The following is a 24,177-nucleotide window of genomic DNA, read 5'->3' on the forward strand; positions in this document are numbered from 1 at the left end:
GGATTTATCAATGAAGATACAAACAGAGCAAGATATCGTTCGCTTAATAGAAAACGACGAATGGATGATGAATGTATTACAAATGGCCAAATCACTAGAACTACCTGATTGGTGGATTTGTGCCGGATTTGTTCGTTCTAAAATTTGGGATACTTTACATAATTACGAAGCTAGAACGGCTATGCCTGATGTTGATGTGATTTATTATGATAGTCTACATAAAGACGAGATATACGAACAATCATTAGAAACGAAATTAATAAATATTGATGCTACTATCCCTTGGTCGGTAAAAAATCAAGCTCGTATGCATGTAGTAAATAATATGCCACCGTATTCTTCTTCTGTTGATGCTATTTCTAAATTTCCTGAAACAGCAACTGCTTTAGGAGTTACGCTTGACGAACTAAACAACGTCATATTAACGGCCCCATGCGGGATTGAAGATGTGCTCTCATTACAAGTGAAACCGACAGCTCATTTTCTTGAATCGAAAGAACGAATACATATGTACAAAAATAGAGTTAATAAAAAGAATTGGCAAGATAAATGGCCTAATATTACAATCACTCATCCAGAAATTTAAAATAGAGCGCTTCGCATTATACGAAGCGCTCCTTCTTTTTTAGTTCAAAAAATGAATGACTGTTTCAGCAAATCGATCAGCTTCCTCATAATGTGGTGTATGGCCACTCTCTTCGAATGTGATACACTTCCCATTTTGAGCATCTTTATTAAATGTTTCAATTTGTTTTTCACACGTTACTGCATCATGTTTTCCTACAATTAATAACATTGGATTTTGTACATCTTTTATTTTTGGTAAAAATGAAGTATGAAATGCTCCTTCTAATTTTAATCTATCAAAATGAATTTGAGAGCGATTTGAAAATACTTCCCACTCTTCATCACTATATAAACGATCGTCTGTCACATCTTCCTTATAATTGTAAATCTCCATTCTTTTTTCTTCTAATTTATCACTTAGTCTTATATAAGCTTCTAGCAACTCTTCTGAACTAGCATTGCTAGAAGAATAAGCAAGGGACTCTTCTGCTACTTCTTCTTTTCCATATTTTTTTAATAAATGCCCTGTCTTTTGTAACAAAGCTTTACTTGTTAATGCAAAATCAAAAGTTGGCCCTTCAAATATTATTCTCTGTATTGAACTTGGATATATCGACGCATATAACAATGCTACATATCCACCGAAAGAATGTCCAATTACAGACCACTTCTCAATGTGTAATACTTTTTTTAGTTCCTCACAGTCTTCAATCAAATCATTTAATCCAAAAGCTTCGTCCTCAGTAATTTCTTCTGAGCGACAAACACCTCTTTGATCAATCATAATTACATATAAAGAATCTTTTAAACGTTCCGCTTGATGAAATGAAAAATCATAGCAACTTTCTCCCGGTCCACCATGCAAGAATAAGACTGGTTTATCTTTAGGATTTCCATGCGTTTCAACGTATAGCTTTTTCCCTCTAATATTCATGTATTTCCCTGCTTCTATCAAATTCGCCTTTATAATCATCACCTCATTTTTTCACTGAATATTATAACATTTGACATTAAATAATTCCTATTACATTTAAAAAGACGATGATTATTGCAAGTGGCGCTACAAATCGAAGTAAAAACGCCCAACAAGTAAATACTTTCTTTCCATAATTTCCACCTACAAAAAACTCTGCTTCTAGCACCTTTTTTTCCATTTTGAATGAAACGAAAATACTAATAAATAGCGCTCCGAGTGGCATTAATATATTACTAGATAAAAAGTCTACTGCATCAAAAATATTTTTTCCAAAAATCGTAATATCACTCCATACTCCAAATGATAGTGCGGATGGTATACCCACTAAGAAAATGCTGAAACCGATCATCCATGATAATTTCGTTCTTCTTTCTTGTTCACCATTTGCTAATGCTGAAACAACTGTCTCTAATAGAGAAAATGCTGATGTTAATGTCGCAAATGTAAATAGTGCGAGAAATACTGTTAAGAAAAACCCACCGAATGGAATTTGACTAAATACTGATGGTAATACGATAAATAGTAATCCAGGCCCTTCTGTTGGCTCCATTCCTAATGAAAATACGGCCGGAAAAATAGCAAGACCTGCAAATAGTGAAACAAATAAATTCAATCCAACAATTGTTATTGCTGATTTTGGTAAACTTTCTTTTTTATTTAAATACGAACTATACGTAACCATAATCGAAATTCCTATGCTAATCGCAAAGAATGATTGGCCCATTGCGAACAAAATACTTTCTGAAGTAATCTTTGAGAAATCTGGTTGTAAGAAAAACTTCACACCTTGCATTGCATTATCAAGTGTTAACGAGCGAATAATAAGAGCAACAAATAAAACGAACAATGCTGGTAGCATATATTTACTTGCTTTTTCAATTCCATTTTGTACACCCTTTGATACAACCCAAATCGTAATGAACATAAAAGCGAAATGCCCCATAATCGCCCAAGCGGGATTTCCAATTGTTTCAGTAAATAACGAACCGTAATTTTGTCCCGGAGTTATAAGTTGTCCAGTTACTCCTCTGAATAAATAAATTAGTACCCATCCACCTACAACACTATAAAATGAAAGTAATATAAAACAAGTCCCAACCCCAAGACGTCCAATCCAATGCCATCCTGAATTTGGTGCGATACTTTTAAATGCTCCAACTGCTTGTTTCTGTGTACTGCGTCCAATCATAAATTCAGCTATAAGTAGTGGTAGTCCAATTAATACAGTAAATAATATAAAGATTAAAAAGAATGCTCCTCCCCCGCTCTTCCCGGCGATATAAGGAAACTTCCATATTGCACCTAGTCCAATTGCTGATCCTGCTGCAGCCATTATAAAACCTAATTTCGAAGTCCATTGCTCCGTCTGTTTCATCTTATTTTCCTCCTAATTAAATCATTTTATATAAATAATTAAATTTTATAAACCAATCCAAATAAACCCTCCATTTCTTTTTCTATAAAATAAAAAATGGCTCAGCATCTCTTTATATAAAGAGACGCTAAGCCATTTACTTAACGCGGTACCACCCTTATTGATTCCATTATGAATCCACCTTAGTAGTAATCGTTTGATTACAAACCTAATATCGAAGGTTAACCGTTAAGATTTACTAAGAATGTGATTCCGTTCCACCTTACTGCTCCTAGGCGAGTTCAGGATGTCATTTGACTATGTCACACCAACCCATAGCTCTCTGTACAAATATACGACCTTACTACTCCTATTCAACACATTTTAATATTTAGAATATATTTTCTTTTGAAATTAATATGAAGTATATCTGTTATATTTGTAACTGTCAAGGGATATATTAAAATTTGATGAGAAAGTGCGGAATTATATTAACGAAGAAATAAAAATCCGTTGTAATATCAAATAGTACAACGGATACATTTCCTCCCCCTATTATTAAGGGATAAGTCTTGTACAGTCCCTTGGAAAAGCACTCGCCTCTCGTACATTTGTTAATTCTAATAGTTTGTATACAACTCTCTCTAATCCAATTCCAAAACCGCCATGCGGAGGACAACCATATCGGAATGTATTTAAATAAGATTGAAATGTATCTGGATGTAATCCTTTTTCTTTAAAAGAGGCAAGTAACATATCATAATGATGAATTCGCTGTGCCCCTGATGTTATTTCTAATCCTTTATATAGTAAGTCGAACGAATCAGTAATTGCTGAATTCTCGTTATTCGGCATCGTATACATCGGTCTCGCTTCTTTCGGATAATGTGTAATGAAAACAAATTCACTATTATATGTTTCCTTCACATATTTCCCTAGTAACTTTTCACCTTCTGTATCTAAATCCCCAATTGGAGACTCTTTCCGGTACTTACTTTTCAAAATTTCTTGCGCCTCTAACAATGTGATTTTCGGTATTTCAGTAATGTCAGGTACTTCTATTTGTAATAGTTGTAGTTCTTTTTCACAGTTTTTTGCTACTTGTTGAAACATATATCGTAAAACATCCGTTTCTAATTGCATCACTTCATGAAAGTCACGAATAAACCCAAGCTCTACATCTAACGATATATATTCATTTAAATGACGAGAAGAATTATGATGTTCCGCTCTGTAAACAGGTGCAACTTCAAAAACACGTTCTAACCCTCCAGCTACCATCATTTGTTTATAAAACTGTGGTGATTGCGCTAAATAAGCTTCTTTTTGGAAGTATGGAAGCTTAAAAACATTCGCTCCTCCTTCTGCCCCTTGCGAAACAATTTTCGGAGTAAATATACGTGTGAAATCGTTTCCTATAAGAAATTCACTAAAACTCTGAACGAGCGTAGATTTCACTTTAAATATCGCCGCGGTTCTCTCATGCCTTAATGATAATACCCGCTCATTCAGTAGTTGATCTAAGCCAACTTGTAACTTCTTTTTATTTATTTCAAATGGAAGTTGTTCTGCGCCATTTAATATTTTCACTTCTTGAGCAAGCACTTCAACCCCTAATTCTGTTTTCGAAGTCTCCACAATTTCACCAACTACTTGCACGACACTTTCGACATCTACTTTATATCCAGCTAACTCGTTTTCTAATACACATTGAATTACTCCTGTTCTATCCCGTAATAATAAAAAACTAACATTACCTAGATGACGAATCTTTTTTACCCACCCTTGAAGTAATACAACCTTTCCGCTTTGCTCCGTACATTCTTTTGTGAGTGAACGCTTCATTATTGAATTCATTACATTTCCCTCCAGTAATTTTATATTTATTTACGTTATTGTTGTCATCGTCATCATCCACGGTCACTCACCTCCTTTCAAAGAATACAAAAATCCGCCCCTATAAATAGGGACGGATTTTTCCGCGGTACCACCCAAATTGTCATAATGACCATCTTAGCCCTGATAACGGTAGGTACCGTTTGCTTTTACTAATTATCACGTTCAAAGCAACACTCACAGGTGTCTTTCCATCATGCGGTATCGCAATCTTCCCAGCAACCGATTGCTCTCTGTAGACCTTTGCATCATGTACTTTTCCTGATCATCACTTTTTATATTTACAGAGTATTCTATCTCTTCACTTTATAAAATGCAAGTAATTTTTAAATATATTTAAATTTTTCACATCCAGTTTTGTACAATCTCCTCTAAAGCCATTCCACGTGAGCCTTTTAATAATACGACATCCTTTTTTGTTATAACTTTTAAGACTTCCTCTGCTATTTTGGCTTTATTATCAAATGACTGTACTTTTCCTGTATGATAGTTCTTTCTTGCTTCTTCCACTACAGTTTCAGCTAACTCCCCATACGTAAATACATATTGAATGCTCTCTTCATTTAACATTTTACCAATTTCTCTATGATATGTTTCAGCTTTCTTCCCTAACTCCAACATATCCCCAATCACTATAATTTTTTTCTCATAGGCATTTAATTTCACTAACGTCTCAATTGCAGCCTTCATGGAAGAAGGACTAGCATTCCATGCATCGTTAATAATGGTGAAACCTGTTTTAGCAGTTAGAAACTGAAAACGCATATTAGTAATATTTATTTGCTGCATCGATTCTTGTATTTTTTCCGTAGAGACATTATAAAATCGTCCTACAGCTATTCCAATGATCGCATTTAAAATATTATGCTTTCCATGTAAAGGAACATCATACTGCACTTTTGTTGAACCATTTAATTTAAAGTGAACACCATATTCATCTAATTGTACATTATTGGGATACAAATCGTTTGTGTCTTTTTCACCAAACGATTTACATTTTATATCTAGCATATTATTATTTCGGGAAAGCAATGGCTCATCACCATTATATAAAAACAGTCCATCGTCTTTTAATCCTTCTACAATTTCCAATTTAGCCTTCGCAATCTCTTCTCCAGATCCAAGCGTTTCTAAATGAGACTGTCCAATCATTGTAATGATCGCTACATCTGGCTGTGCTATTCGTGATAGATTTCGAATTTGTCCTTTTTCACTCATTCCCATTTCAAGTATTAAAAACTCTGTATCTTGTTTCATTTCTAAAATCGTTAGTGGTAAACCAATTTGACTGTTTAAATTACCCTTCGTTTTATGCACTCTATAAGTTGAACTTAAAACGCCTCCTATTATATCTTTCACTGTTGTCTTTCCATTACTACCTGTAATACCGATTACTTTTACATTTATCTCTCTTCGATAAAATTGTGCCAATTGTTGCAAAGCAAACAAAGTGTCATCTACAAATATAATTGGAATCCCTTTTGGCGGAGTACCGTAAGACTTTTTCCATAAGGAAGCGATAGCTCCATTATCCATTGCCTCTTTCACATACTCATGCCCATCTTTCACCCTAATGATTGGAACGAATAAATTTCCTTCTTTAATGTTTTTGGAATCTATACAGACACCATGTATTTCTATATGATAAAACGATTCTTTTAGTCCTTCTCCATTTACTACTTCTTCAAGTTTTTTCAAATTCATTTGAATCAAAGCATCACCTTATTTCCATTTAATTACATATTATCTATTTTAATTACGCATATTAATAAAAATTTTACAGCGAGGTGTTTATATGAAAAAAGCGATTAGTTTCTTTCTTCTTTTGTTATGTCTAATTGTAGTGAATGAAACGTACGCCTACTCACCAAAAGCTTTACCGATCTCCCAAAACTCTGATCAATGGAAAGTGAATATTGATGAACCGAAGAACAATGATAAAAATATGCTTCAAGCTAAAAAAGATGAATTTAATACATATCAATTTTCAGTAAAAAATGTTGGAAACAGTGAAGTATATAACGTACAAGTCGAAGTCTTTCGTAATGAACCAAATACGAAAACAAAACACGAACTCTTTTCACGAAAAGAAAGTCGTCTCGCAAGCGGGAAAACCGGATTTAAACATGCTAATTTCCCTGTTTCTACAAAAGCAAATGAGGTTGATGTAATCATTACTTGGCAAGAACACCCTTTCCGCTCCATGAGAAACGGTCAAAAAGTTGAGTCTAGAAAATTTAAAGAGCATTTTGTTTTTAAAGACGAAAAAAACAACTAGAATGCGGATGAATTTACATTAGCATTCATATAGCTTACTTTACTAGTACCAGTTCTTAAGCAAATTAAAAAGTCGTGGCTTATAAACGCCACGACTTTTTATATTAATTCGTACTAATTCCTCTTGCTGCCCAAATACGATCGATATCAGCAGCATGTTGTCCTCCATATAAAAGAGCATCCGCTTGCTTAATTGCTTTTGCTCCATCACGGAATTTAGAGTTTGGTGTTAATGACCAATGTGATTGTAAAATAATTTTCGTTGCTACATCACGTCCAAAAGCTTGTGCCATTTCGTATTGACCTTGAGCCCAAATTTCACCATCATCATGCACTTCATTCGTTATATCTTTCGGATATACTTTATTCGTATCTAATCGGCGTAAGCATGTTGGATCTGAACTAGAATAAGCTGTCGCATCCCATTCTCCAACACATGCTTTACCATATCCAGTAGTCGATACTGCATCTTCATATGTAGCACCTAAGAAGTCGCCAAATCCTTCTCCCATCGCTCCACCTTCTGCTGAACTACCAAAGCCAGGAACTTGGTTATCTTGAATCGAATGCCCATACTCATGTGCGATAATACCAGCATCTTCTGCATCATCAACACCTCCAGTACCGAAAGTTAAAGCTTTTGTTGATGGAGAATAGAATGAGTTATCATCAGTTGTACCATTAACATTCACTTTTATCGAACGGTTATTAATATTTTTAAAACCTAACCCTTGAATGTAACGCTGTAATGTATCGATATGATAATACGACATAACATCTTCAAAGCTATCATTTGCACGTGTATAGTTAAATTGTAAGTTTGTAGATTTTGTTTTTGCTTTTGAAGAAATCGTTACATACTCTCCAATTAAAAATCCTGTTCCATCTAAACCTTTTAACGTAACAGTCTTCAATTGGTTCGTTAGAGCTGTTGAATCTGCATCATTATTATCTTTTAGGCCAACTTTACTACCACTAGATACGACTGGGTTAGGTAAAAATACTTTTCCTGATCCTTCAGCTTTTCGATTTATATCAACCTTTTTAATTAACTTTCCATTTTCTGCATCAATAAATGTTTCCCATGCACCAAATGGATTATTAGAATGGACTACAACTTTATATACTGGACGAGCAATTCCTTCTTCAACAATATATCCGAACTCTTTATCTGTAGGAGCCCATAAATTTTGCTCACTTGCTTCTCCAACATACGCCATTGATTTTTGTATTGCATCTTTTTCACTAATTTTTGTCGTTACTTCCTTCACACCTGTAACAGGCTGATAATCAGAAACAGCGAGTACTCCCTTTCCCTCTCCGTTAAGCGTAACTGTTATTTGTTTTGAAAATACAGGTGCACCATTAACAACTTGTTGGAACCTAACATATGAAGCTACTGACGTTTCTGTTGTAGAAATATATTGCAAGTCTGAGAGGTCAGCTTTCAATCCATACTGCGCAGCATTTTCTTTTAAATATTCAGTTGCTTTTTTCTGCGGTGAATAAGCTTCTAGCTTTACTTGCTGTTGTTTTTCCAATGCCGAAACCGTAGAAATCGTCCCCATTACTAATGGCACAGTCATTGCCATTGCCACCATTTTTTTATTAAACATAGAACCACTCCCCCTAATAAAGTAGCTCAACCTTATCCCATTACCACTAGGCAATCATTCCCCACAAAATGGGGGGATAAAAATTGAATCTACGAGTAATTCTCTATAAACAATTCTATTACCTTTCCATTTAGGGTGAGTGAAATTTTCTCAATATTTATGTGTAAAGTAAAAACAATACTTTAGAAAGAAATTTCTAAATCCATTCCTTCCCTTCCCCCCGAAACTTTTCATATTACTGTGTAAAAAAATAGGCCGTTTTTTACCTAACGGTAGGTTGAAAAAATCACTTATGAATGATACGATGTTAATAACCTTTTTTTAGGAGGAACTATATGAGTAAAAGTGAAGAAACACTCTCTTCAATAATGGAAGCAAGTTATCGCCTTTTTGCTACGTACGGTATTGCTAAAACAACTTATACGATGATTGGTGAGGAGGTTGGTATCGCAAAACCATCTATATATTACTACTTTAAGTCTAAAGATGCCTTAATTGAATGTATTTTTACAGAATTATGTAAAGCTATGCAGTTCTCTTCGTATTTTCATACAGAAGAATTTACGAAACCAAATTTTATTGAAAAATGCACTGCAATTGGTCTTAAAATAATTGATGAACAGCGAAACGACCCTTATTTTAATCGTGTGTTGCAAGAGTATGTATTACTATCTTCCAGAAACAATATGTACAAAGATCGATTACTAACTGTGCAAACAGAATATTTACATGGATTTGAAGTACTCCTTACAAAAGCAAATGAACTTCAATTAATTGAAAATAAAAATTTAGTTTCAAAAGCTCATATGTTAGCATTAGTGCTTGATAATATCGGGAATTTTATGATGATTGACGCAAAGATAGATTATAAACAAATTTGGATTGAAGCTGTAAATAGCATTTTTGAAAGAAGGGATTGAAGTGAATACTAATAAGCGCATTATCGGCTTAGATTTTGCTAGAGCTTTGGCGATGTTTGGTATGCTACTTGTCAATTTCATGGTAATAACAGGTGCAGAAGGAAATGGTCCCCCTTTTTTAATAACCTTCATGTCACTTTTTGAAGGTAGAGCTTCTGCTTTGTTTGTTATACTTGCAGGCATCGGTATAACTTTAATGACTAGGTCAGCCGTTGCTAGCAATGAACAAATAAAAATTTCTAATAGCCGAAAGACCATCTGGAAACGATCACTTTTCTTATTTATTTTAGGATTACTACTATATGTAATGGAGTGGACTGGGGATATATTACACTATTACGGTGTTTACCTTTTCATTGCTGCATTACTCATTACAGTACGCAAAAAACTATTACTATTGCTATCTATTATTATCCTACTCATCGCACAATCTCTTCAGCTTACTTTCAATACTTTCGAAGGTTGGGGAGGACCTACTCCATTCATAAACTATGTAGACTTCTGGACAATAAAGGGTTTTCTTCGCAACTTATTCTTTAATGGGTATCACCCAATTTTTCCTTGGTTCTCGTTCTTCTTAATCGGTATGATAATTGGCAGGTTAGATCTTCATAATAAGAAAATTAAAGAAAGATTACTCTTACTGGGTATTACAATTACAATATTGTCAGAACTTTTATCAAAAGGGCTTACTCACTTTTTTATTCCATACATCGGCAAAGAAGCCGCCACATTTTTGTTTAATACAGGACCCATTTTACCAAATGTATTATATATTTTATCTGCTACAGGATCCGCTATTGCTACATTAATCATTTGCCTCAACATCGCTGAAAAATATAGAAATAATTGGTTTGTCACTTCCATTGTACAAACAGGCCAATTAACGTTAACTCATTATGTCAGTCATGTATTTATCGGTATTGGGACATTAATTCTATTAAATAGAATGGAACATCAATCACTACTATTCGTTTTATTATTTGCTACTGCATTTTTCATTTCCAGTATTTTGTTTAGCGTATTATGGAGAAAGAAATTTTCTAGAGGACCTATCGAATGGATTATGAGGAAATTAGCCGGATAAATTTCCATCATACAAAAAGGAAGTTGGAATCATTCCAACTTCCTTTTTTCTTTAATGAGCCGCGCTTAATTTAATTCGAACTTTCGCTTCACCTAAAGATAGTTCATCGTCTTCATTCGTTAAGTGATCAAATGTAAATTGCTTAACGAGTAAATTTTCTTCCAATAAATCTTTATGGTTCGTTAATGTTCGTTGTAGTTCTTCCTCTGTATCAAGAATAACATCTACTCGTAAATTAACCGGTAAATTCAACTGCTTACGATATTCTTGAACCGCTCGAATGAATTCACGCGCTACTCCTTCTTGTAACAATTCTTCCGTTACATTCGTATCTAACATAACTGTATATTGTCCGTTAGTCGTATTAGAGAATCCTGATTTTGCAACTTTCTCTACTAATACATCTTCAGCTGTTACCACTACTTCTTCTCCTGGTGCAGCTTCGTAAACTGCTCTTTCTGTAGATACAAAGTGTTGTACTTCTTCTTTTGATAATTGTTTTAGCCAGCCATTTAATGCATTCACATTTTTACCAAACTTCGGCCCAGCTGTTTTAAAGTTCAGCTTTAATTGATAGGACGTATATTTCGTTTCATCGAGTTCAACATGGAACGCTTTGACATTTAGTTCATCCATGACGATATCACGATACGATTCCCAATCCATATCATTCTCATTATGTGCTAGTAATACAAGTTCCGCTAACGGCTGTTTTACTTTTAAAGAATGCTGATTACGATTACTTCTTCCAAGTTCAACAACTTGTAAAACTGCATCCATTTCTGCTTCTAATTTCGGCTGAAGTAGTGATTCATTCACAACTGGATAATCCTCTAAATGAACGCTACTTCCAGTTAAATTTAAATGAATATCTTCAGCGACAAACGGTGTAAATGGTGCGATTAATTTACTAATTGTCACAAGCACTTCATGAAGTGTCTCATACGCAGCTGCTTTTTCTGCATTCATACCAGATTCCCAGAAACGATTACGTGATCGCCTTACGTACCAGTTACTTACTTCATCTACAAGCGCCGCGATTTCACGAGCTGCATTCGTAAATTGATAATCATCAAGTGCTGTTCTTACTTTTTTCGTTGTGCTATGCAGCCTTGATAATACCCATTCATCCAATTTCGTCCGCTTTACATCATATGTTTCATTCGGTTTATACTCATCTAAATTTGCATATAAAACGTAGAAACTATACACATTGACTAATGTATCTATAAATTTAGATTTTGCTTCCAGTACTGTTCTTTCAGAAAAACGCTTCGCATTCCACGGAGCACTGTCAACGAGTAGCGCCCATCTTAAAGCATCTGCACCAAACTGATTTACTAAATCAACTGGATCTAGTGCATTCCCTTTACTTTTAGACATCTTCTGTCCTTCTTCATCTAGAACATGCCCTAGTGATAACACTCGTTTATAAGGCACTTTTCCTGTATATAGTGCTGATACTGCTAATAAACTATAAAACCATCCGCGTGTTTGATCAATTCCTTCTGCAATAACATCCGCTGGAAACTGTTCTTCAAATAACTCTTTATTTTCAAATGGATAATGATATTGCGCAAACGGCATGGAACCACTATCAAACCAAACATCAATCACTTCTGGTGTACGATTCATTGTACTTCCGCATTTTTCGCAACAAACTTGCACTTCATCTACATACGGCTTATGCAATTCTAAATCTTCAGGTGTTTCTTTCGTACTATGCTTTCTTAAATCAGCAATGCTTTTCGGTGCGAATTGATGATCACAACTTTCACATTCCCATACATTTAATGGTGTTCCCCAATATCTATTTCGGCTAATATTCCAGTCCACCATGTTTTCTAAAAACTTACCAAAGCGTCCATGTTTCATATGATCTGGATACCAAGTAACAGAATCGTTATTTTGTAAAAATGTATCCTTAATTGCAGTTGTTCGGATTAACCAACTCTCTCCTGCATAATAAAGAAGTGGTGAATCACAGCGCCAGCAATGTGGGTAGCTATGCTCATACTTTTCTTTATGATATAGTAAACCTTCCTTCGCTAAATAACGAACGATATCCACATCACAATCTTTTACAAATTTCCCTTTTAAAAATGGTACTGCTTCTGTATACTCACCTTTTTCATCTACAACATGTAAGAATGACAATCCTTCACTTTGAACGACTCTATAATCGTCCTCCCCATATGCTGGAGCAATATGAACGAGTCCTGTACCACTATCTGCCGTTACGAAATCTGCCGCGATAACGTGGTAGCCATTTGTAACTTCTTTCATTGGAAATGGTGCTGTATAAGATGTTTTTACTAATTCTTCGCCTTTATGAACAGATAGTACTTCATAGTTTTCTTTTAATACATCTTGTACACGTTCTTTCGCAACAATGTATACATGACCTTCTTGTTTCGCTTTCACGTATTCCAAATTTGGATGTACAGCGAGCGCAACATTTGCCGGAAGTGTCCAAGGTGTTGTTGTCCAACCTAGGAAATATTCATTTTCACTATCTTTCACTTTAAATTTAACTGTTGCACTTAAATCTTTTACTGTTTTATACCCTTGTGCAACTTCGTGTGAACTAAGAGATGTTTGACAGCTTGGGCAATATGGAGAAACTCTGTGCCCTTTATACAATAGTCCTTTTTCATGAATCGTCCCTAAAATATGCCATACACTTTCGATATATGGATTCTCTAACGTAACGTATGGATCATCCATATCTACCCAATAACCGATGCTTTCAGTGAATTCACGCCACTGCTTCTCATATGTGAATACACTCTCTTTACACTTTTGAATAAACGGTTCAATGCCGTACTCTTCGATTTCATGTTTACCTGAAATACCGAGTTGTTTCTCAACACCTAATTCTACAGGTAAACCGTGTGTATCCCATCCCGCTTTTCTTAACACTTTATAACCAGCCATCGTTTTATATCTTGCTACTACATCTTTAATTGTCCGTCCAAGTGCATGCCCGACGTGTGGTAAACCGTTCGCCGTTGGTGGTCCTTCATAAAATACGAAAGACTGTGCGCCTTCTCGATTCTGAATTGATTGCTCGAAAATACTTTGCTCGTTCCACTGCTTACGAATACGTGTTTCTCTCCCTACAGCTGACTCTTTTACATCTACTTTTTTCATGTACAATCACTCCTTTGAATTTTTTAAAAAAGCACACAAAAAACCCGTCCCTATAAAGTAGGGACGGGCTTACCCGCGATACCACCCTAATTCTATTAGCTCTTCACTAATAGCACTTAGCAACGTACTATCATACGTGTTCTTTGTAACGGTAGACACCCGTCCGGGCTTACTTATTTCAGCCTCGGCTCCTCGGAGATGATTTTCAAATAACGTCTGCACACCGGTTTTCAGCAACATACCGGCTCTCTGGGGAACAGTTCATTATTTTACTCTTTCTCGTCTTCAGATTTGTATACTTTGTTAAAAGCTATTCTATGCCATTGGGCAATGAATTGTCAACTAATTCGAAATATATTTTTATTTATACCCTTTTTCGCTTTTCTTATACAATTACTTTTCAAATTCTCGCAATGCTGCTAAATTTTCTTTATCCTCGATAAGTTCAGCAAAAAATCCCGACTCATCCTCACGAAGGACAATTTCAAGTTCTTCCTTCGCCTCTTCATTTCTGTTTAACCGCGCTAAATAACAAGCACGATCATATCTTGCTAACAAATCACTCGCATCAATTATTAATACTTCATTTGTTATTTTTTCTGCCTTTAGTGTTTGGCCGGAACCATGATATGAAGATGCTAAAGAAAGAAGAATTGCTGTTTCATTTGGATGATGTATAGAAGCATTTTCTAACACATGAATTGCCTCTTCAAACCTTTCTTGACTTTGATATATTTCTCCTAAAGCAAGGAACGCTCTACTTACAAACGGTGTTTGCTCCGTTAATTGTAAGGTAATCTTCTCTGCTTTTCTTTCTTCACCTATTTTAAAGAATACTTGTGCTTGTAAAAGAAGTGTATCATAATCATCTGGTAACTCTCGAACCATCTGCTTCGTTAATTCCGAAGCATCCCGTAACATATCTTCTTCCTCACACGCTATGAAAAGATTTACAAGTTGCTTCGCTACATCATAATCCCATTTACTTTCTAACGATGTTTGCAATACGTCTATCGCCTCTTTATACATCGTCACATTCTCGTAAAATAGTGCAAATCGCTGCGCTGCCATACTATTTTTCGGATTTAACTTTAACGAAAGTTCATATAAATCAATGATTGTAGTAATAATCGAAATTTCTTTTGCACGGTTTTTCATACGATAAAAAGCTCTCGTAATTATGGATTTCTTCGGCTGTTCCTTTTGTTGACGTTCAATCCATCTTTCCGTAACTGCAGATGCAGCATACATAAATGCCATACTTCTTTCTGCCTTTTTCACTTTTAATGTATGAAGAAAATCTCGTATGTTAGACAATTTCTTATGTTGTTCTATCGCTTTTACATATACATCAAATATACGTTCATTATTTACATCTTTTTGTATCACTTTCATTGCAATTTCAATTGCTTTTGCATTTCTTTTTTTCACTAACACTTTTGCATAATGATTTAGAACTTCTGTATGCTCACCATCTAATTGTAGCGCCTCTTCAATCCATGCCTGTTCTTTATCTATTTCATCCATTGCTCCATACACATATGCGATCGCATCTAATCGCCATATTTCAGGTACTTCGTCCGCTAATTGTTCTAGTTCCGTCAACAATTCTTCCTGAAGATTCATTTCTACTGAAATCTGTGCCAAATATTCCATATTAATATGCAACGGCTCTTCTTTCATCGCCTGAACCATATGACTTTGTTCTTTAGAACGGTTTTCTTCTTTTTCGTATATTTCCGCAAGCTGTAAATGTACACCGACGAAATTCCCATCAAGCTCTAAACAAGTTTCATACGCTTGCTTTGCTTCTGTCAATTGCCCTAATGCCATAAGTGTTTCACCAATTCGGTAATAAGGTAATGCCGTTTCCTTTTGTTCTATTGCCTTATTATATCTTTTCATTGCTTGTCCGTACTGTCCAATAGATTCATATAAAATACCTGTATAACAACCGTATTCACTTACTTCATTTCTTTCTTTGTGTAAAGTTCTTAAGAATGCTATACCTCTTTGTACAAATACCGTTCCTTTAATTCGGTTCACATATTCATCTAACGCACTTGCTACATTGTATTCACTCTGCTTTATACCACTCTCTAACTTAGACAATGCTACTTTAAACCCTTCTTCATTTCCACCAAGTTCAACCTCAGCATCCCATAAAACCATTCCCGCATTCATAAGAAAATCTTGGCTCTTTTCAATTTGTTTTTCAATACCGAGAATATATTCTTTTGCTTCCTTGTATTGTTCTTTCGCCATATAAACTTGCGTAAGTCCGAAGTGAGAATAAACGTCATCATGATTTTCTTCTAAAGCACGCTTATACAATGTTTCTGCTTCTTCCAGACTATCATTTTGAAAATGATAGTCACCCAATTTTACGTATAGAGGTGCTTTATCGTCACAATTCTCAATACCCTTTAATAAAATTTCTTTCGTACTTTCCTCATCCTCCAAATCAGATTCGTATATTTCCGAAAGTTTCGTATAAATGTAAGATGCTTTACTATCCAAATGAATCGCTATTTTAAGCCCTTTTACCGCTAAATATAATTTCCCTAAATGATGCGCACATCTCGCTCGCTCATACCATACATGTGCCTCATTTTTATACTCTCTTAACAAATCATTAAAGATTTCATACGCTTCTTCATATCTTTCTAAATCTATCAATATTAACCCGTGATTCGTTAAAGTGAATCTTTCAGGACTACGCTCTAAAGCTACTTGAGAAAACTGCAACGCCTTTTCCAATTGATCGATATACATATATGATAAAGCAAGAAAACTCCAAGCAATCGGCTGATCTGCGTCTAATTGTAAGGAGTAACGAAAACTGGAAATCGCCTCTATATAACTTTCCTGTTCAAAAGCATATCTTCCGTTTATTAAATGATATAAAGCACGATTATTTTTCTTCTCAACACTCGCGAGCATTTGCCCAGCTTTTTCTAATTCTTGAAGGCGAATAAAACACTGCACACCATGCAATTTAACAAAATCTGAGTTCGGAAACCTCTCCATTAACTTTTCAATACAAGATAAAATAAACTCGTTATCTACTTCCACATCTAAATGCTTAACCGTATATAGCCACGTATTCGGATTATCACTCGTCTCTTTTAAAAATTGTATTAAGTTATGAATCCCCTCTTTATCATGTTCATCTAAATGATCCGTAAGAGAAAAAACAGATTTAAAATAATGATTCTCTTCTTCATTTAAAAATGATAGTTTTTCCTTCTTTTCTTTCGGAACAAACGTAATCGCTAAACAGCCTGTATAACGATATTTTTCTTGTAGCTTACTATATTCCACAATAACTGGTTCTATAAAGTTCGGGTCTTGAACATAAAAAGCTTGTAACGTATCATCATATCCAGATAATACTTGCACATGTGAAGCATGCTCAATGTCTATACTTAATAAAACAGGAATCCCTTCATCCAGTAGTCTCTTATAATTTTCCTCATTCCCTTTAAAATAACGATATTCATAACCTAATTCTTCTAAATAAGAAACAGTATCTGAAAACTTCGATCCTGTCATATCAAAAATAAACTCTGCTATTTCATCTTGCGTACGTTTTTCTCCCCATAACTGCAACATCATTTCTAAACTTGTCGGAACACAGTAATTATCCTTTTGTACAATTGGAACTATCGGTAAGTGAACCTTTTTTCCATCTGGATTTTTTTCTAAATTATGATATAAAGACTCTTTTAAACTTTTTTCTTCTTTTAATAACTGTTGTAAATCTATAAGTTTATTCATTTTGTAAAGCGCTTCTGCATGTAAATGTACAAAATAAGTTTTATACGCATGATAAGGAAGCTGACTGTTTATGTTATCTATTACCGCTAACATCTCCTCATACTTCTCTAAATCTAATAAATATTTTACCTTTTCAAAATGAAAATATGGTACTTGCGGGAACTTTACAATTGCATCATCGATTAGCTGTAATGCACGTTTTTGTTCTCCTTGATTCGCATATAACTGTGATAATAAATAGGTCGATAACTCTTCACAATCTTTATGCTGCATGCCAGCTATAAATTGTTCTTCTGCTTTCTCCCATTCACCTGTATGCATATAGACGTAGCCCCATTTATCAAATACGGCACGTGCACTGTACTCCTCTGCCTTTTGCATATAGATTAGTGCTTCTTCATTTCGTTTCATTTCCAACAGACATCGTACTAACGTAAAATACGTTTTCGCTAAAAGATCAGCTTCTATTTCTTCTTTATTTACCTCTTCTAATGATTCTTTTAACAACTGTTCTACTTCAAGTATTTTCCGCTCATCAATTAACTCATCACAATATAAAGAGAGCGTTCTCATATTTGGAAATTTTTTGTAGGCGTAGCGAATGAGGAATGAACTGTATTGGTGCATAAGCCCTTCATCAGTAAGGCGAATTAATATATCAAACTCCTCATGTGAAGAAATATTAGCAAGCCACTTTTTCACATAAGATAAAGTATTCGTTTCTTTTATATATGAAATTTCTTTATTTATTTCCTGTAATCCATCTACAAATCTCTTGTCTTTCAAACAAGCATCTAACTGCTTAAAATCTAGCATGTATTCACCTCGAATATTTATTTGTACTGCTACTTGCTTAGATTCTACACATCATATAGTATGTATTCAACTAAAATCTCCTATAATGGATAGTATTATTTAATATTATTCGAATTTATAACAAAATATAGTAAAAATGATTGTTTTTCTCCATATTTTATTTAATTATATGGAATAACGTAACATGTGGATCTTATCTTTCGAAAGTTAAAATCAGTACATGAAATTATATCGGCGATAATTCAAATATATCAGCGATTTCCAAAATAAATGATATCCCTCGGAATATCGCTACCTTTTAACATACTTTGTCACCAAATGTAATTTTCATATTCGGAGCGTATACTAAAGAGGAATGTAAATGAAATGCTTTAAAAAATCGTAGTTCAGCTTCATATTGAGCTAACGCATCCTCATATGTTAACCCTCTAACCATTAAACGTTCTATAAATTGCTGTTTATCTCCTGGATTGCCCGCTATCCCCTCTTCTTTTAATGAATGATACAAATCGTTTTTATCATTGTGATGTATATTAGAGTCTAAAAAGTTCACTTTATCGCTCACTCTACACTCAATATTTTTCACACCTAATTCACTTAAATACATCGGTATTTTCATACCAATATTTCCATCTTGTCCACTTCTCTGCGTGTCACTTTCAAATAACTTCTGCAAAACGCCTAACCTAATAATTTCCGATTGGCTCTCTCCATCTAAAGAGTATGAAGACATATTTGATATCCAATGTGGTTCAAAACAGATTATTTTACCACCATCCTTAATTGACTGTATCATCTTTTCTAGCATCATTTTTGGTGAACTCATATGTAACAAAAAAGCATGACAGATTGCTATATCGTATGTATCGTTCAATTCAATTTCTGTAGCATCTCCTTCAAGAAATTCTGAATCATACGGAAGGAAACGAAACAACTCTCTCGCTTCAGTTAGTAATGTTTCTCCACTATCAATGCCTGTATACTTTGACCCTTCTGGAAGTAAAGGCATTAATATTAAGCCTAAATAACCATATCCACAACCATAATCAACGATATGTACTGGCTTAGTAACCTTCCACACAGTATTTATTAAAAAGCATACATAATCATCATTGTAATATAGATCTCTCGTGTTTTTTAAATATGTTAGTTTACTATTCCAATCGTACGTTTCCAAGTTTAACGCCTCCTTTTATATACAAAACTAAAGTTCTCTATACAATAGCCGTATTCCTACACCATTCTTAAAATTTCAAAGCAAAAAAGCCAGTGTATTTTTAACGATACGCCAGCTTTTGATTTAGAAGAAAGGTAGATGATTAGAAGTTTAATTAGTACAATCACAATCTAAACAATCCGTACAGTCTACATCGCCACAATCTGATTTTCTCTTTCTTTTGTTTCTTTTAAGATAATAATACAGTAGCCCAATCAGTAGTGCGCAAATAACAAAAGCTATTATTGCTTCTGTATACTTGTTTTGAATTATAAAACCTATTCCACTTCCGCCTGAAATAAAAATTAGGATTAAGTAAACCCAGAACATTTATGTAAATACCTCCATTAATATATGCTTTAAGAAAGAATCCATATAATGCTAGATGAAATGAGTAATCCCATACCATTACCGCTTAATACACCGGTAGTTACTCTTAGCAAATTTGTGCTGCTTCTCCATTTCCACTTTTGGGTGAATCCATCAATAAGTAACGGAATTTGAGCAGAAAAGGATAGTATGATTGCTATAAGAAATGAAGGTGTCATATAAAAATAAATTGGAAACAGTAAAATACCGATAAGCATGCCTGTACAACGCGCACATAAAGGTATGTACTTTTGTAGTTTAAGGAAACTTCTTTCTGATCTTCTATGACAAGGAATTTGTAAAATAAAAGTTCGGATCAATATGAATCACCCTCTCTAAAAAGATTTTAATTGATTTTGCAAAAGAATTATATATCCAAATAAAAAAACAAACCAGGTTCATACCAAAACCGGTTTGCCAGTTTACTACTATTTTACATCTCCTCAGGAGCATCCACCCCAAGTAAACGTAACCCCTCTTTTAATACAACTGTCACAGCATACACTAATGCAAGTCTGCTGTCTTTCTCTTCACTCTCTTCCAATATACGTACATTTCCGTAATATTTATTGAACGATTGTGCTACATCTAATACGTATTTTGAAATAATAGATGGCTCATTTTTGTTGAAGGCCGCTTCAATTACTTGTGGGAATTTATTAAGTAATTTTACAACGCTCCAGCTATAATCATCTTTCAATGCAAACGTACACGTTTCAAATTCTACACTTTCTTTTCTTAAAATAGAGCAAGCGCGTGCATGTGTGTACTGTACATACGGCCCTGTTTCACCTTCAAATTTCAGCATGTTTTCTAATGAAAATTCAATATTATGCATACGCTCATTTTTTAAATCGTGGAAGATAACTGCCCCTACACCAACTTGCTTTGCTACATCTTCTTTTTGTTTTAAGTTTGGATTTTTCTCTTCAATATTTTGTTTTGCAAGTTCGATTGCTTCCTCAAGTACTTCTTCGAGTAAAATAACTTTTCCTTTACGGGTCGACATTTTCTTACCATCTTTTAAAATGAACCCAAACGGTACATGTTCCATGCCGTCAACCCAAGTGTAGCCAAGCTTTTTTAATACTGTGAAAAATTGATTGAAGTGTAAACTTTGTTCTGGGCCAACTACATATAACGCTTTATCAAACCCAAATGTATTTTGACGATATAACGCTGCCGTTAAGTCACGCGTTGCGTAAATCGTCGCACCATCTGATTTTCTAATTAAGCAAGGCGGCATTCCCTCTTCTTCTAAATTAACGACTAACGCGCCTTCAGACTCTTCAAGCAAATCATGTTCTTCTAAAATTCCAATAAAATCTTCCATTAAATTATTATAAAAAGCTTCTCCTTGAAAATTAGTAAATTCAACACCAAGAAGTTCATAAATACGAGAAAATTCTTTTAAGGATTCGTGACGGAACCAATTCCAAAGCTCAACTGCCTCTTCATCACCTTCTTCTAATTTCTTAAACCAAGCGCGCCCTTCTGCTTCTAGTTCTTCGTCGTCTTTTACCTCTTCATGGAATTGAACATATAACTTAAATAATTCGCGGATTGGATCCTCTTTAACTACTGCTTCATTTCCCCATTTTTTATAAGCAGTAATTAACTTTCCAAACTGTGTTCCCCAATCCCCAATATAATTAATTCCTACAACTTCATAGCCGCATTTTTCAGCGATATGTTTCAGTGAATTTCCAATCATTGTAGAACGTAAATGCCCCATCGAAAAAGGCTTCGCGATATTAGGAGAGGAATAATCGATAACTACAGTCTTTTCACATCCTAAGTGATTTTGACCGTACTCTTCTTTCTCCGCTAAAATCGTTTTTAATACTGCATCACTTACAGTTTCACGATTAAAAAATACATTTACGTAAGGACCAACAGCCTCTACTTTCGTAAAAAATGGATCACTTAATTTCTCCGCAACTTCCTTTGCGATAATAGCTGGTGATTTTTTATATTGCTTCGCAAGTGAAAAACATGGAAACGCTGCATCTCCGAATTCATCTTGTTTCGGTGTTTCAATTAAATCTAAAATTTGTTTTTGCGTTAATCCATTCGTGAAAATATTGAATAAACTTTCCGCAAACTGCGTTTTGTAATCCATATTACAACCTCCTTATTTTTTAAAACACAAAAAACTCGTCTCTAAAAAAGAGACGAGTTTTAACCCGTGGTACCACCCTTGTTGTTCATTACGAACCACTTTCCCGTTTATAACGAGGACAGGGGGCCTCGGCTTACTCTACTATTCATTCAAGAAGCATCTCCGAAGTGCGCTTCATCTTTTTCTTCCGCACTAGGCTCACACCATCCCTAGCTCGCTTTCCTTCTAAAAAAGACTACTCTCTTCATCACAGATAGTATATTTAATTAATTATTGCTTATTATACATCTTTTCAAACAATTAGCAAGGGTCAATTACACCAAAGTGAAACTTCGCACTTTTTCTTTTGTATACGTGAAAATTGTGTTTTTCAAATCTAGAACTACGGAAATGATCTTTCAAAACGACACGCTTTCTCGCCACACGCTTCGCTTCCGCAATTGTTTCGTCAGTAATATCATGATACAAAGCGAAGTGTTTTAATCCTTTTATTCCATCTGATTCTATAACAGTTTCTTCAAACATTGGATCAAGGTACACGACATCATAACTATTATCTTCACATTGCTTTAAAAATGAGTAATGCTCCGTTTGCTTTACATTGATTCGTTGCATTGCTTCATCAATTTCAGAAACGGATGAAGACCATGTTTTCAAACCATTTCCCATGATGTAAGCCATATATTCATTGCCTTCAAGTCCTGTTACTTTTCCACTTTCACCAACAATATAACTAGCTACAATACTATCTGATGCCATACCGAGCGTACAATCTAACACTGTCATTCCGCTCTCTAATTTAGCAGCTTGTACAAATGGATCGTGTTCTCCTCGCATTAACCTTTTCACACGAAACATCGCTGAGTTTGGATGAAAGAAAAACGACTCTTCCGTTCCTTTTGGATAAATGGCTAATCGGTTTTTGCCTACAACAAGTACATCTTGTTCATACTGCTCATGCAGTTTTTGTACTGGAATGTCATTACGTTTAACAAAAGAACGATTTAATTCTGCTGCTACCTTATTTGCACAATCTGTCATTTCTTTGTTGGTTCTTCCTGCTGTTGTTACGATCATTGTTTCACCTCTATATAAAGAAAAGAGGGAGATATACTCTCCCCCTTCTTTAGCAATTCTTTTCGAAAGCTTGTTCTAAGTTCGTAATAATTTCGTCCATAGTTGCACCTTCAATTTCATGACGGTGAATGAAGTGAACAACTTCTTTTCCTTTTAATAATGCCATAGATGGTGAAGATGGAGGAATTTCTCCGAAGTATTCACGCATTTTTGCAGTCGCATCTTTATCTTGACCTGCGAATACAGTTACAAGATGATCAGGTTGTTTTTCAGCACGAACAACTGCTTGACCTGCTGATGGACGTGCTAAACCAGCTGCACAACCACAAACCGAGTTTACAACTACTAAAGTTGTACCTGATGCGTTTTCCATAAATTCTGTTACAGCTTCTTCTGTAGTTAACTCTTCAAACCCAGAACGCACTAATTCTTGACGCATTGGGATTACCATTTGACGCATGTATTCTTCATAAGCATTTGACATCTTGTAATCTCTCCTTCAACTTTCATTCCAAATTCATCATATCACGCTCTATTAATAGGTGCAAAAGAAAGATAACGATGATTTCATTTTTTTGTAGGGATTTCACATACCCCTTCACGGCAATGTCCAACTGGAACAAGTTTTCTATTGTTAGCGATATAATCGTATACTTTACTTCCAAATCCAAGTACAATAGATAGCTTTATAAAAGGAACGGCAAACCAATAAGATGGAACGGTCTTTGCTAATACATGTATGCTATGAATTCCGTCATACCATTTATTATTTTTTAAAATATACAACCTTTGTTCCATCTTCCTTTGTAGTTCTTGAGAAAGTTCATACTTCTCAACTACATCTTCATCTCGAAATGAAACAAAGTTCATCTTACCCTTTTTATCTAATTTTTTCGTACGTTCTGCAACCGCCGTACACATCGGGCACCAACTATCATAGAAAACAATCAT

Annotated in this window: 18 protein-coding genes and 4 other annotated features; of the genes, 4 read left to right on the forward strand and 14 right to left on the reverse strand. The window is 34.7% G+C overall.

The features are described 5' to 3' along the window. The first annotated feature begins 10 nt into the window (after nt 1-10). Nucleotides 11-586 carry a nucleotidyltransferase family protein gene (locus ACUN28_RS18620; RefSeq protein ID WP_016088083.1) on the forward strand — a complete coding sequence of 192 codons (576 nt, stop codon included), beginning with the start codon at nt 11-13 and terminating at the stop codon, nt 584-586. 39 nt (nt 587-625) lie between these two features. Here ACUN28_RS18620 and ACUN28_RS18625 read toward each other — a convergent pair whose 3' ends face one another. The 4 genes from ACUN28_RS18625 to ACUN28_RS18640 form a co-directional block, all read right to left on the reverse strand. Beyond that, nucleotides 626-1,540, reverse strand: a complete 915-nt coding sequence (locus ACUN28_RS18625; protein ID WP_080118001.1) for an alpha/beta fold hydrolase — start codon at nt 1,538-1,540, stop codon at nt 626-628. Between the two features lie 37 nt (nt 1,541-1,577). Then, nucleotides 1,578-2,918, reverse strand: coding sequence for a sodium-dependent transporter (locus ACUN28_RS18630; protein WP_016088085.1), 1,341 nt, complete (start codon nt 2,916-2,918; stop codon nt 1,578-1,580). A 117-nt stretch (nt 2,919-3,035) separates the two neighbouring features. Continuing rightward, nucleotides 3,036-3,284, reverse strand: a binding site (T-box leader). A 171-nt stretch (nt 3,285-3,455) separates the two neighbouring features. Beyond that, on the reverse strand, nt 3,456-4,754 hold the full coding sequence (aspS, locus tag ACUN28_RS18635; RefSeq protein ID WP_016088086.1) for an aspartate--tRNA(Asn) ligase: 1,299 nt from the start codon (nt 4,752-4,754) through the stop codon (nt 3,456-3,458). 105 nt (nt 4,755-4,859) lie between these two features. After that, nucleotides 4,860-5,071 (reverse strand) — a binding site (T-box leader). Nucleotides 5,072-5,138: 67 nt separating this feature from the next. Continuing rightward, nucleotides 5,139-6,506 (reverse strand): UDP-N-acetylmuramoyl-tripeptide--D-alanyl-D-alanine ligase, encoded by a 1,368-nt coding sequence (locus ACUN28_RS18640; RefSeq protein ID WP_016088087.1) that lies wholly within the window; start codon nt 6,504-6,506, stop codon nt 5,139-5,141. Between the two features lie 82 nt (nt 6,507-6,588). Here ACUN28_RS18640 and ACUN28_RS18645 point away from each other — a divergent pair, with 82 nt between their 5' ends. Further along, the gene (locus ACUN28_RS18645; RefSeq protein ID WP_016088088.1) at nt 6,589-7,071 is read left to right on the forward strand and encodes a hypothetical protein; all 483 of its coding nucleotides are present in this window, start codon (nt 6,589-6,591) and stop codon (nt 7,069-7,071) included. A 103-nt stretch (nt 7,072-7,174) separates the two neighbouring features. Here the strand turns inward: ACUN28_RS18645 and ACUN28_RS18650 are convergent, their stop codons facing one another. Next, nucleotides 7,175-8,686 (reverse strand): M36 family metallopeptidase, encoded by a 1,512-nt coding sequence (locus ACUN28_RS18650; RefSeq protein ID WP_016088089.1) that lies wholly within the window; start codon nt 8,684-8,686, stop codon nt 7,175-7,177. 335 nt (nt 8,687-9,021) lie between these two features. Between ACUN28_RS18650 and ACUN28_RS18655 the strand changes: the two genes are divergently transcribed. After that, on the forward strand, nt 9,022-9,606 hold the full coding sequence (locus ACUN28_RS18655) for a TetR/AcrR family transcriptional regulator (protein WP_016088090.1): 585 nt from the start codon (nt 9,022-9,024) through the stop codon (nt 9,604-9,606). 1 nt (nt 9,607) lies between these two features. Next, nucleotides 9,608-10,693: a DUF418 domain-containing protein gene (locus tag ACUN28_RS18660; protein ID WP_016088091.1), complete on the forward strand. Its 1,086-nt coding sequence runs from the start codon at nt 9,608-9,610 to the stop codon at nt 10,691-10,693. A gap of 51 nt (nt 10,694-10,744) precedes the next feature. On the opposite strand, the gene ileS is transcribed toward ACUN28_RS18660, so the two are convergent. The 9 genes from ileS to ACUN28_RS18705 form a co-directional block, all read right to left on the reverse strand. Then, nucleotides 10,745-13,846, reverse strand: a complete 3,102-nt coding sequence (gene ileS / locus ACUN28_RS18665) for an isoleucine--tRNA ligase (protein WP_016088092.1) — start codon at nt 13,844-13,846, stop codon at nt 10,745-10,747. Between the two features lie 56 nt (nt 13,847-13,902). Then, nucleotides 13,903-14,141: a binding site (T-box leader), on the reverse strand. A gap of 98 nt (nt 14,142-14,239) precedes the next feature. Next, the gene (locus ACUN28_RS18670; protein ID WP_016088094.1) at nt 14,240-18,442 is read right to left on the reverse strand and encodes a bacteriocin-processing peptidase family protein; all 4,203 of its coding nucleotides are present in this window, start codon (nt 18,440-18,442) and stop codon (nt 14,240-14,242) included. 298 nt (nt 18,443-18,740) lie between these two features. Next, nucleotides 18,741-19,619, reverse strand: coding sequence for a class I SAM-dependent methyltransferase (locus ACUN28_RS18675; protein WP_016088095.1), 879 nt, complete (start codon nt 19,617-19,619; stop codon nt 18,741-18,743). Nucleotides 19,620-19,769: 150 nt separating this feature from the next. After that, complete coding sequence (locus tag ACUN28_RS18680; protein ID WP_016088096.1) at nt 19,770-19,988, reverse strand: hypothetical protein; 219 nt, start codon at nt 19,986-19,988, stop codon at nt 19,770-19,772. Nucleotides 19,989-20,017: 29 nt separating this feature from the next. Then, nucleotides 20,018-20,347, reverse strand: a complete 330-nt coding sequence (locus tag ACUN28_RS18685) for a DUF2085 domain-containing protein (protein ID WP_016088097.1) — start codon at nt 20,345-20,347, stop codon at nt 20,018-20,020. 113 nt (nt 20,348-20,460) lie between these two features. Beyond that, a complete protein-coding gene (argS, locus tag ACUN28_RS18690) occupies nt 20,461-22,149 on the reverse strand; it encodes an arginine--tRNA ligase (RefSeq protein WP_016088098.1) in 1,689 nt (562 codons plus the stop codon). A gap of 45 nt (nt 22,150-22,194) precedes the next feature. Then, nucleotides 22,195-22,409 (reverse strand) — a binding site (T-box leader). Between the two features lie 40 nt (nt 22,410-22,449). Then, nucleotides 22,450-23,226: a class I SAM-dependent methyltransferase gene (locus ACUN28_RS18695; protein WP_016088099.1), complete on the reverse strand. Its 777-nt coding sequence runs from the start codon at nt 23,224-23,226 to the stop codon at nt 22,450-22,452. Between the two features lie 49 nt (nt 23,227-23,275). Then, nucleotides 23,276-23,710, reverse strand: a complete 435-nt coding sequence (locus tag ACUN28_RS18700; RefSeq protein ID WP_000063703.1) for a BrxA/BrxB family bacilliredoxin — start codon at nt 23,708-23,710, stop codon at nt 23,276-23,278. A gap of 83 nt (nt 23,711-23,793) precedes the next feature. After that, nucleotides 23,794-24,177: a thiol-disulfide oxidoreductase DCC family protein gene (locus ACUN28_RS18705; RefSeq protein WP_016088100.1), complete on the reverse strand. Its 384-nt coding sequence runs from the start codon at nt 24,175-24,177 to the stop codon at nt 23,794-23,796.

The sequence above is a fragment of the Bacillus sp. WC2507 genome (genome assembly GCF_052656125.1).